Raw genomic sequence first — 10,660 nt, 5'->3', positions numbered from 1 at the left:
TCAGACGTCCCACGCGCCCGCGAGCAGGCGCGGGACGACGTGGTCGAGGATGCGCAGCGTCATCCCCCAGAGCACGTGGCCGTCGACGTCGATCCCGTCGACCTCGATCGGCTCGGGAAAGCGACGGGACGTGAACGGGAGCGTCGTGCGCCCGGCCGGATCGGCCAGCTCCTCGACGCTCGGGGTGAGCACGCCGACGATCTCCACCTCCTGCAGCACGAACGTCGGGGGCTGCCGGAGCCGGGCGAGGTACGGGGCGACCCGGTACCCCGTCGCGCGCGTCGCGACGCGCGGGAGGGCGCCGAGAACGGTGACCGCGTCCGGGTCGAGCCCGATCTCCTCCCGTGCCTCGCGCAGCGCGGTCGCGCGCAGGTCGGCGTCTTCGGGCTCGGGTCGACCGCCGGGGAGCCCGATCTGCCCGCCGTGGAGCCCCCCGTCGTCGGCCCGCACGACGAGGACGATCCGGAGGACGCCGTCCCCGTCGCGGTAGACGGGGACGAGGACGGCCGCCTCCCGCATCGCGTCCGGCGCCGTCACGGCGCGGGCGACTCGAGCGCGAGCAGGTCGTCGACCGTCTCGCGGCGTCGGATCAGCCGTGCCCGGCCGTCGGCGACGAGCACGGCCGCCGGCCGACCGACGCCGTTGTAGTTGGACGCCATCGCGAGCGTGTACGCACCGGTCGCCGGGACGGCGAGGAGGTCGCCGGGGCGAGGGGCCGGCAGCGCGACGTCGTCGATCAACACGTCCCCCGACTCGCAGTGCATGCCGGCGACGCTCACGACCTCGTCGGCCGGCTCGTCGGCGCGCGCGGCGGACACCGCCGTGTAGCGGGCGTCGTAGAGCTGCGGGCGCGGGTTGTCGGACATGCCGCCGTCGATCGCGACCCACGTGCGGCCGGGAAGGCGCTTGACCGTGATCACGCGGTACAGCGTCACGCCGGCCGGGCCGACGAGCGAGCGCCCGGGCTCGAGCCACACCTCCGGCTCCGGGAGCCCCGCGGCGACGAACGCGGCGCGGGCGGTGGTCGCCGCCGCCGCGGCGAGCTCGACGGCGTCGGTCACCCGCTCGTCGGAATGGTGGCGGATCCCGAAGCCACCGCCGAGGTCGGCCACGCGCGCCGTCCAGCCGAGCTCCGTCCGGCACCGCCCGGCGAACGCGGCGAGGCGCCCGATCGTCTCCTCCTGGGCGTCGAAGTCCGCCATCTGCGAGCCGACGTGGACGTGCAGCCCGAGCATCTCGATCCCGGCGTCGAGCCCCTCGGCGAGGAGCGCGAGCGCCTGGTCGGGCGGGAGACCGAACTTCGAGCCGTGATGGCCCGTGCGGATCGCCTCGTGGGTGTCGGCGTCGACGCCGAGCGTGACCCGTACGAGCGCGCGCCCGACCCCGGCAGCGGCGGCGAGGCGGGCCTCGTCGGGCGCGTCGAGCACGACGAGCCCTCCGGCCGCCGCCGCGGCGGCCAGGAACCGCTCGTCCTTCGCGTTCCCGTGGACGACGACCTCGTCACCCGCGATCCCGGCCGCCCGTGCGAACGCGAGCTCCCCGATCGACGCCACGTCGGCCCCGGCGCCCTCCTCGCGGAGGAGCCGCAGGAGCGCGACGTTCGCGAAGGCCTTCGTCCCGAAGAACGTCCTCCCGGGCGTGATCGCGGCCGCGAGGGCGCGGGCACGCGCCCGGAGGGTCTCCTCGCAGTAGACGACGAGCGGTGTCCCGTGCTCCGACGCGAGCGTCTCGGCAGCGACCCCGCCGAGGGCGATCGACCCGCGATCGACCCGTGTCGAGTCGGGGAAGAGATCGATCATCCGCCGCGGGCGACACCGAGTCGCGCGGCCGCCGACCCATCGTGCACGCTCGTCCGGTTCGCCCCTGCGTGACCCACGTCGGCGACGGTACCACCTGATAGCCTGTGGCCCGATGTGTCAGCGTCTTCCGTAGTCGAGGGAGGAAACGCGGCGATGCCGCGGCGACTCCCCCTGAGCCTCTCCCGCGAGAGGCTTTTTCGTTCCTGAGGCCGAATCCACGAGGAGAGATGGAGCGCTACGACCCGCAGGCGATCGAGGCGAAGTGGCAGCGCGTCTGGGAGGACGAGCAGGCGTTCGTCGTGCCGAACCCGGAGCCCGGAACGCCGGCCGACGAGCAGACGACGTACGTGCTCGAGATGCTGCCCTACCCCTCGGGCGAGCTCCACATGGGGCACGTGTTCAACTACACGCTCGGCGATGTCTTCACCCACGTCCGCCGCCGGCAGGGGATGCGCGTCCTGCGCCCGATGGGCTACGACGCCTTCGGCCTGAACGCCGAGAACGCTGCGATCCGCGACGGCGGGCATCCGCGCACGATCACCACGACGAACATCGAGACGATCCGCCGGCAGATGCGGCGGATGGGCTGGGCGATCGACTGGTCGCGCGAGGTCTCCACGTGCGAGCCCGACTACTACCGCTGGACGCAGTGGCTCTTCCTGCGCTTCTACGAGCGGGGCCTCGCCTATCGCAAGGAGGCCCCGGTCAAGTGGTGCCCGAACGACCAGACCGTCCTCGCCAACGAGCAGGTGATCGACGGCCTCTGCGAGCGCTGCGGCGCGGAGGTCGAGTCGCGCAGCCTCACCCAGTGGTTCTTCAGGATCACCGACTACGCCGACGCGCTCCTCGAGGAGATGGCCCTGCTCGAGTCCTGGCCGGAGCGCGTCCTCACGATGCAGCGCAACTGGATCGGCCGCTCGGAGGGGGCGCGCGTCGTCTTCACGGTCGAGGGGAGCGGGGAGGAGCTCCCTGTCTTCACGACCCGCCCGGACACGCTCTTCGGCGCCACCTTCTTCGTGCTCGCGCCGGAGCACCCGCTCGTCCCCGACCTCGTCGCCGGAGGCGAGCACGAGGAGGAGGTGCTCGCATACGTGAGGCGCACGGCCGGCAGGTCGGCGGTCGAGCGAGAGACGAAGGAGAAGGACGGCGTCTTCACGGGGCGCTACGCGGTCAACCCGGTCAACGACGAGCGCATCCCGATCTGGGTCGCCGACTACGTGCTCGTCGAGTACGGCACCGGTGCGATCATGGCCGTGCCCGCCCACGACGAGCGAGACCACGCGTTCGCCGAGACCTACGGGCTCGAGATCCGCCCGGTGGTCGAGCCGGCGGACGGCTCCGCGGTCGAGCTGCCCTGGACGGACAAGACGGACGCCGCCCGCTCCGTCAATTCGGCGCAGTTCTCGGGGCTGCCGACCCCCGAGGCGCTGTCCGCGATCGTCGCGTGGCTCGCGGAGACCCGGCGGGGCGAGGCGACGATCGGGTATCGCCTGCGCGACTGGCTCCTCTCGCGCCAGCGCTACTGGGGTTGCCCGATCCCGATCGTCCACTGCGAGGCCTGCGGGATGGTGCCCGTGCCCGACGACGAGCTCCCGGTCGAGCTGCCCTTCGTCGAGGACTACAAGCCGAAGGGTCGCTCGCCGCTCGCGACGGCCGAGGAGTGGCTGCACACGACGTGCCCGTCGTGCGGCGGGCCCGCGCTGCGCGAGACCGACACGATGGACACGTTCGTCGACTCGTCCTGGTACTTCCTGCGCTACACCGACGCCCGGAACGAGACGGCGCCCTTCGACCGCCGTCTCGCCGACTACTGGATGCCTGTGCGCCAGTACATCGGCGGGATCGAGCACGCGGTGCTGCACCTGCTGTACGCGCGGTTCTTCACGAAGGTGCTGAACGACCTCGGGCTGCTCGGCGTGCGCGAGCCGTTCGCGCGGCTGTTCACGCAGGGGATGATCTACCGCTTCGGCGCGAAGATGTCGAAGTCGAAGGGCAACGTCGTCGCGCCGGACGAGGCGATCGAGCGCTACGGCGCAGACGCGCTGCGGCTGTACATCCTCTACATGGGCCCCGCCGAGGCGGACAAGGAGTGGCAGGACGAGGGGATCGACGGGACGGCGCGGTTGCTCGACCGGATCTGGCGCCTGGTGCTCGAGGTCGCCGACGACGGACCGGTCGACGTGCCCGGCGACGGAGAGCTGATCCGCGCGTCGCACCGCACGATCGCGAAGGTGTCCGACGACGTCCTGCGCCGCTTCCAGTTCCACACGCCGATCGCGGCCCTCTTCGAGCTCGTCAACGAGACGTACCGGGCGAAGGACGACCCTGCCCGCGCCGGCGAGGTGCGGTTCACCACGGAGACGGTGCTCTCGCTGATCCAGCCCTACGCTCCGCACATCGCCGAGGAGCTGTGGTCCGTCCTCGGCGGAACGCGCCTCTGGGAGCGGCCGTGGCCCGAGCCCGACCCGGCGCTGCTCGAGCAGGAGACGGTGGAGGTCGTGTTCCAGGTGAACGGCAAGGTGCGCGACCGGGTGCAGGTGCCGGCGGGGACGTCCGAGGACGAGCTCGTCGCGCTCGCGCTCGCCTCCGACCGTGTGCGTGCGCACCTCGACGGCGGGGAGCCACGGCGCACGATCGTCGTCCCCGACAAGCTCGTGAACATCGTCGTCTAGGGCCGCGGCGGGGCATCGCCCGCCGCACCACGCGAGGTGGTCGAAGAGCGCCCGTGGTGGGTGCCCGGGCCGACTCGGCGCAGACGGTGGAGGCGGGGCGGCACCGACGTCGTCCCGGGCACGGATTCGGCACGAAGCAGGCCCACAGCCGTGACGTGCGTGGGGCGACGCTGGGCCCATGCTCTCCGTGACCCGCGCGCAGGTCGTCGGGCTCCTCGCTCCCGTGCTCGCGCTCCTCGTCTTCGTCGGGGCCCGTCACGTCCGATCGGGGTCGGCCGACGAGCAGCGCGTCGACGCCCTCCGGCCGGTCGTCGAGAACGTCCGTGGGGCCGACGGTCGACGCCTCGTCGTCCACGTGGTCGGCGCCGTCCGCCGTGCGGGCCTCTACCGGCTCGCCGACGGGGCCCGCATCGACGATGCGATCAGGCGTGCGGGCGGTGCCACGCCGCGGGCGGACCTGGCGCTCGTCAACCTCGCGGCGCCGCTCGTCGACGGCCAGCAGGTGATCGTCCCCGCCCGTCGGCGACCGGCCGGTGGGGACACCGTGGGAGCCCGGCCGGAGGGCGCTCTCCCCGGGGCCCCCGCGGCGATCAGCCTCGCAACCGCGACGCTCGAGCAGCTCGACACGCTCCCGGGGATCGGGCCGGTGACGGCGCAGCGGATCGTCGACTGGCGCCAGGCCCACGGCCCGTTCTCGTCGGTCGACGACCTCGACGCGGTCCCGGGCATCGGAGAGGCACGGATCGAGCAGCTGCGCGACCTCGTGACACCATGACGCCGTCGTTCGGTGCCAGACGGTGGCCGACGTTGCTGCTGCTCGCAGGATGTGTCGGGCTCGCACTCCCGGCCTTCTGGTCGCCGCCGGCTGCACTCGCGATCGCGCTCGGCGTCCTGGCTGGGGCCGTGGCGATCGCAGCTCCCCGGGGAGCCGCGAGGTTGCTCTGCGTCGCGGTCGCCCTCGGGGCGGTCGGGCTCGCCTGGGGCGGACTGCGCATGGACGACCTCGGGCGGAGCTCCCTGCGCCATCGGGTCGGTGAGTCGGCGAGCGCTCGGCTCGTCGTGACGTCCCCCGGGCGCCCGTGGGGCCGGTCGACACGGGTCTTCGCGGACCTCGTGCGGTTCGGCTCCGACCACCTCCGCGAACGCGTCCTCGCCGAGCTCCCGGACGAACGGGCGCCTCCCCGTGGGGCGATCGTCGAGATCGTGCGCGCGCGGCTGCGGGCGCCGCGCGGGCCCGAGACCGGCTTCGACGAGCGCGCCTGGCTCACGCGGCGAGGGATCAGCGTCGTCGCTCGCGTGGACGGGATGCGCGTCGTCGGCCGGCGGGGCGGGATCGGAGGCGTCGCCGATCGGCTGCGCGCGCACGTCGAGCACGCGCTCTCCCTCGGCGTGAGCGGTGAGCGGAGAGCCTTGCTGCGCGGGATCGTCCTCGGCGACGACGGCGACCTCGGGCCGGCGCTCCGGGACGACTTCCGCGCGTCGGGGCTCGCCCACCTCACAGCCGTCTCCGGGCAGAACGTCGCGATCGTCGCGCTCGGTCTCACGGCACTGTCGTGGCTGGTCGCGGTCGGCCGTCTGGGGGCACAGGTGGTCGCGGTCGCGGGCATCCTCGGGTACGCGCTCGCCGTCGGCTGGGAGCCGTCGGTGGCCCGGGCGACGGTCGCCGGAACGGTCGCGTGCGTCGCCGTGCTGGGGTCGCGTCGCAGCGACGGGTGGCACGCGCTCGTGCTCGGCGCCGTGCTCCTGCTGGCCTGGCGCCCGACCACCGCCCTCGACCCGGGCTTCCAGCTGTCCTTCGCCGCGGTCGCTGCGATCCTCGTGACCGTGCCGCGCGTCCAGGCGGTCGCCGCGGGCTACCCGCCGATCGCCCGTCCCGTCGTGTGGGCGGCGGTCGCGCTCGCGTGCAGCGTCGCCACGGCGCCGATCGTGTGGCTCCATTTCGGATACGTCGCGGTCTGGTCGGTTCCGGCGAACGTCGCGGCGGAGCCGGCGATGCCGTTGGTGCTCGGGCTGGCGCTGACCGGCGCGATCCTCGAGCCCGTTCTGCCCGAGGCGACGACGGCGCTGTCGTGGCTCGCCGGTGAGGCGGCAGCGTGGATCGCGGCCTGTGCGCGCCTGTTCGCCCGCCTCCCGCAGGTCGAGGCGCACGCGGGAGCCGTCGTCGGGGCGCTCGTCGTCGGGGGGTTGGCGGTGTGGTGGGTGTCACGGCTGCCGCCTCACCGTCGACGGCAGGTGTCCGTGACCTCGGTCGCCGTCGCGATCGTCCTCGCCCTCGCCGTCGTCGTGACCCAGCGCTCACCGCGATGGGTTGCTCCGTCGGGCCTGCGCGTCACGTTCCTCGACGTCGGTCAGGGCGACGCGGTGCTCCTGGAGGCTCCAGGGGCTGCAGTGCTCGTGGACGAGGGCCCGCCCGAGGCGCGCGTCGACCGGCTGCTCCGGGACCGGGGGATCACATCGCTGTCGGCCCTCGTGCTGACGCACCCGCAGAGGGACCACGTCGGCGGGGCCGCGGATGTGATCCGGTCGCTCGCAGTCGAGCGCGTGCTCGAGCCCGGTCTCGCGGTGACGAGCGAGGATCGAGACCGGGCGCTCTCGGTCGCGCGCGAGCGGGGCTCCCCCGTGTCCGTCGTCCGGGCGGGAGACGAGTTCACACTGGGGCGTCTCCGGCTCCGTGTGCTCTGGCCGTCGTCGCCGGGCCGCGCAGACGAGGACCCCAACGAGAACGCGATCGTCATGCTCGCGAGCTTCGGCCGTGTCGACGTGCTGCTGACAGCGGACGCAGAGTCGAACGTCACGGCACGGCTTCCGCTCCGCTCCGTCGAGGTGCTCAAGGTGGCACACCACGGCTCCGAGGATCGCGGCCTGCCGGCCCTCCTGCGTGTGCTGCGTCCGACGGTCGCGGTCGTCTCCGTCGGTCGCCGCAACGAGTACGGTCATCCGCGCGAGGAGACACTCGCAGCTCTGCGCGCGGTGCCCGGTCTCCGCCTGCTCCGGACCGATCGCGACGGGGACGTCGTGATCGAGTCGGACGGTCGTCGGCTGACGATCTCGAGACGCCGCTAGGCTCCCTGCGTGAGCGTCGAGCTCGGGCCCGTGTACCTGATCACCGGTTCCGACCGTCCGAAGGTGGCGACGGCGCTCGAGAGGCTCCGGCGGCACTTCGTGCCGGAGTCGATCGAGCGGGTGGCGGCGCAGGAGTCGACGGGGGACGACGTCGTGGCGCTGTGCAACGCGGGGAGCCTCTTCGGCGGGCGGCGTCTCGTGATCGTGGACGACGTCGACGGACGGCCGAACGCGGAGGGGCAGCTTCGCGCCGCCTGGAAGGCAGCGGACGTCGATGCGGTCGTGGCGTACCTGGCGTCCCCTGCGCCCGATGCGGTGCTGGCGCTCGTCGCGCGAGGGCTTCGGCGCGACGCTCCGCTTGCCAAGGCGTGTGCGAAGGTCGGCGACGTGCTCGCCTACGACGTGCCCAAGGGGCGGTTGGCGGCATGGGTGAGAGAGCGGTTCAAGGCGCAGGGTGTCACGGCCGATCCCGACGCGTGTGCTGCGCTCGTGCAGCTCGTCGGTGACGACCTCCACGCGCTCGCCGCCGAGATCGACAAGATCACGACGTGGTCGGCCGGCGAGCCGGTCGGCGCGCTCGAGGTGGAACGCCTCGTGGCGGCGTCCGCGGACACGCCGGTGTACGCGATCACGGACGCCTGGGGCCGCCGCGATGTCGGCCGGGCGCTCGAGGCGGCGGAAGCGGCGCTCGAGCGCTCACCTCGCCCGGTCGCGGCGATGGTGCCGATGATCGCTGCACAACTCGCGCGGCAGGTGGGCGTCGTCCGGCGCGCACGCCACCTGGAGGAGCACGGGGTTCGTCCGAAGGACGCGATGAAGCAGCTCGGGGTCCGCTACGAGTTCCAGGCCCAGCGGGCGTTCGAGTTCGGGCGGAACTTCAGCGACGCGGAGCTGGACGCTGCGCTCGTCCGCGTGGCCGAGCTCGACCACGCGCTCAAGGGCGGCAGTCGGCTCCAGCCCGAGCTGGAGCTGCAGCGTGCGCTCGTCGACATCACCGCCGGGGCCCGCCGCGGCACGTAGGCCGATCCCGGGTCGCGGGCCGGCGCACCGGCCCGGGTCGAGTCCGGGACGCTAGACCGTCGCGAGCATCCGCGCGGCCTGCGACTTCTTCCGCGCCGCGGTGTTCCGGTGGAGCGCCCCGCGCGCGGCGGCGCGATCGATCATCCGGACGAGGTCACGGTGCTCGCTGGCGGCGAGCTCGGCGTCGCCGTCCGCCACGGCAGTCTCGAGCCGCTTCGTCAGCGTCTTGATCGTCGATCGATAGCGCAGGTTCTCGAGCCGCTGGCGTGCGGCGCTTCGGACTCGCTTCTCCTGCTGCTTGATGTTCGGCATACCGGTCCTGTGCGAGAGAAAGCCCGCTCCCGCGGGCGCGCAGATCGTATCAGGTTCGGGCCCCACCGCTGTGGCGCCCTGCCGCAGGGGGCCACCACTCCTCCACCCCGCTGTTCATGCTATCGAGCACACGCGCGCAGGCCTGTGCCATGCCTGTGCCGAAACTGTGTCGAATGGGCGGTTCACGACCTTCGGAGGACGATCGCGAGGAGCGGGCGGCGGCATCGCCGCCTCGCCGTCGGCTGGCTCGATCGACGGCGATCTTCTCCGCCGCCACCGGCCTCTCGCGCCTCCTCGGCCTCGTCCGGGAGATGGTCGCGGCCGCACTCTTCGGGGTCACGGGGCCGATCAACGCGTTCACCGTCGCCTTCCAGATCCCGAACCTCGTGCGCGCGCTCGTCGCCGACGCCGCCCTCACGGGGGCGTTCGTCCCCATCTTCAGCGGCCTGCTCGAGTCGGGTGACCGTCGCCGGGCCTGGCGCGTCGCGTCGACGATCTTCTGGCTGGTGCTCCTCGGGCTCGGCGGGCTGACGGCGCTCTTCATGCTCGCCGCCCCGCTCGTGATCGGGGTGTTCGGCGATCCCGGCGGCGACGTCGACCTCGCCGTCGGTCTCTCCCGGGTGCTCTTCCCGATCGTCGTCCTCCTCGGCCTCTCCGGGATCGTCGTCGGGATCCTCAACGCCTACGACCAGTTCACCGCGCCGGCGCTCGCCCCGGTCGCCTGGAACCTCGTGATCATCCTCGGCCTCGTGCTCGGCGTCCCCGCGACCGACACCGACAGCGCCGCCCTCTACCTGTACGCCGGCTCGATCGTGGTCGCCACGCTCGTCCAGTTCCTCCTGCCCGTGCCCTGGCTGCGTGGGCTCGACGGACGCCTGACCGTCGTCGTCGACTGGCGCGACCCCGCCGTCCGCCGCTTCTTCGCGCTGATGCTTCCGGTCACGATCACCCTCGGGCTGATCAACGTCAGCGCCGTCATCGGCACGCTCTTCGCGTCACGGCTGATCGACCCGGAGCTCGCGCCGGCCGCCATCGACAAGGCGTTCCGGCTGTACATGCTCCCGCAGGGGATGTTCGCGGTGGCCGTGACGACCGTCCTCTTCCCGACGCTGTCCCGCCTCTCGGCCCGGCGGGACATGGCCGGGTTCGGCCGCACGCTCGACATGGGGCTGCGGCAGGTCGCGTTCCTGCTCGTCCCCGCCGGCCTCGTGGCCGCGGTGCTCGCCGCGCCGATCGTCCGGCTCGTGTACGAGCGCGGCGAGTTCACCTCCGCGGACACGACCGTCGTCGCCGGGGCCCTCGCCGCCTTCTCCGTCGGGCTCGTCTTCAACGGCTGGATGCTGCTCTTCAACCGCAGCTTCTACTCGCTCCAGGCGAACTGGATCCCGACCGCCGTCGCCACCGGCACGCTCACCCTCAACGTCGTCCTCGACATCGCCCTCTACCGCGTGGGCGTCTGGGGGATCCCGCTCGCCACGTCCCTGTCCAATCTCGCCGGGGCGACGACGCTGATCGTGCTCATGCGCCGGCGTGTCGAGGACGTCCAGGAGCGGCGCACCGCTTCGAGCCTCCTCCGCATCGTCGCCGCCGCCGCGGCGCTCGCGGTCGTCGCGCTCGGCGTCTGGTGGGCGCTCGACGCCGCCCTCGGCCGGTCGCTCTGGGCGCAGGTCGTGTCGCTCGGCAGCGCGCTCGTCGCGGGAGGCCTCGTCTACCTCGGGGCCTGCCGCGCGCTCCACGTGCGCGAGCTCGATGCGTTGCTAGCGTTGCGACGACGCCCAACAGCGGCGAAATGAC

The 10,660-nt window shown here is 73.0% G+C and carries 8 protein-coding genes; 5 read left to right on the top strand and 3 right to left on the bottom strand.

Features of this window, described 5'->3' with window-relative positions; translation table 11 throughout:
* On the bottom strand, window positions 1-537 hold the full coding sequence (locus tag AC162C_RS10315) for an NUDIX hydrolase (protein ID WP_484097469.1): 537 nt from the start codon (window positions 535-537) through the stop codon (window positions 1-3).
* Window positions 534-1,799, bottom strand: a complete 1,266-nt coding sequence (gene lysA / locus AC162C_RS10310; RefSeq protein ID WP_484097468.1) for a diaminopimelate decarboxylase — start codon at window positions 1,797-1,799, stop codon at window positions 534-536. The genes AC162C_RS10315 and lysA overlap by 4 nt, the downstream gene beginning before the upstream one ends.
* A 227-nt stretch (window positions 1,800-2,026) precedes the next feature.
* On the opposite strand from lysA, the gene leuS reads away from it, so the two are divergent.
* The 4 genes from leuS (at window position 2,027) to holA (ending at window position 8,554) form a co-directional block, all read left to right on the top strand.
* Window positions 2,027-4,471: a leucine--tRNA ligase gene (gene leuS, locus AC162C_RS10305; protein ID WP_484097467.1), complete on the top strand. Its 2,445-nt coding sequence runs from the start codon at window positions 2,027-2,029 to the stop codon at window positions 4,469-4,471.
* Window positions 4,472-4,649: 178 nt separating this feature from the next.
* A complete protein-coding gene (locus AC162C_RS10300) occupies window positions 4,650-5,246 on the top strand; it encodes a helix-hairpin-helix domain-containing protein (RefSeq protein ID WP_484097466.1) in 597 nt (198 codons plus the stop codon).
* Complete coding sequence (locus AC162C_RS10295; RefSeq protein ID WP_484097465.1) at window positions 5,243-7,534, top strand: DNA internalization-related competence protein ComEC/Rec2; 2,292 nt, start codon at window positions 5,243-5,245, stop codon at window positions 7,532-7,534. The genes AC162C_RS10300 and AC162C_RS10295 overlap by 4 nt, the downstream gene beginning before the upstream one ends.
* 9 nt (window positions 7,535-7,543) lie before the next feature.
* Window positions 7,544-8,554, top strand: coding sequence for a DNA polymerase III subunit delta (gene holA, locus AC162C_RS10290; RefSeq protein WP_484097464.1), 1,011 nt, complete (start codon window positions 7,544-7,546; stop codon window positions 8,552-8,554).
* A gap of 51 nt (window positions 8,555-8,605) precedes the next feature.
* Here the strand turns inward: holA and rpsT are convergent, their stop codons facing one another.
* Window positions 8,606-8,866 (bottom strand): 30S ribosomal protein S20, encoded by a 261-nt coding sequence (rpsT, locus tag AC162C_RS10285; RefSeq protein ID WP_462973287.1) that lies wholly within the window; start codon window positions 8,864-8,866, stop codon window positions 8,606-8,608.
* Window positions 8,867-9,039: 173 nt separating this feature from the next.
* Here rpsT and murJ point away from each other — a divergent pair, with 173 nt between their 5' ends.
* Window positions 9,040-10,659: a murein biosynthesis integral membrane protein MurJ gene (gene murJ, locus AC162C_RS10280; RefSeq protein ID WP_484097463.1), complete on the top strand. Its 1,620-nt coding sequence runs from the start codon at window positions 9,040-9,042 to the stop codon at window positions 10,657-10,659.
* Window position 10,660 lies beyond the last annotated feature (1 nt).

It is taken from the genome of Gaiella sp., from assembly GCF_057140465.1.
The sequence above is the reverse complement of the archived record's forward strand: the minus strand, read 5'-3'. Positions and strand labels throughout refer to the sequence as shown.

What these genes read in the sequence shown, in the direction of transcription:
- lysA (WP_484097468.1), bottom strand. Translation starts at nt 1,799, where the DNA reads ATGATCGATCTCTTCCCCGACTCGACACGGGTCGATCGCGGGTCGATC.
- leuS (WP_484097467.1), top strand. Translation starts at nt 2,027, where the DNA reads ATGGAGCGCTACGACCCGCAGGCGATCGAGGCGAAGTGGCAGCGCGTC.
- AC162C_RS10300 (WP_484097466.1), top strand. Translation starts at nt 4,650, where the DNA reads ATGCTCTCCGTGACCCGCGCGCAGGTCGTCGGGCTCCTCGCTCCCGTG.
- AC162C_RS10295 (WP_484097465.1), top strand. Translation starts at nt 5,243, where the DNA reads ATGACGCCGTCGTTCGGTGCCAGACGGTGGCCGACGTTGCTGCTGCTC.
- rpsT (WP_462973287.1), bottom strand. Translation starts at nt 8,866, where the DNA reads ATGCCGAACATCAAGCAGCAGGAGAAGCGAGTCCGAAGCGCCGCACGC.
- murJ (WP_484097463.1), top strand. Translation starts at nt 9,040, where the DNA reads ATGGGCGGTTCACGACCTTCGGAGGACGATCGCGAGGAGCGGGCGGCG.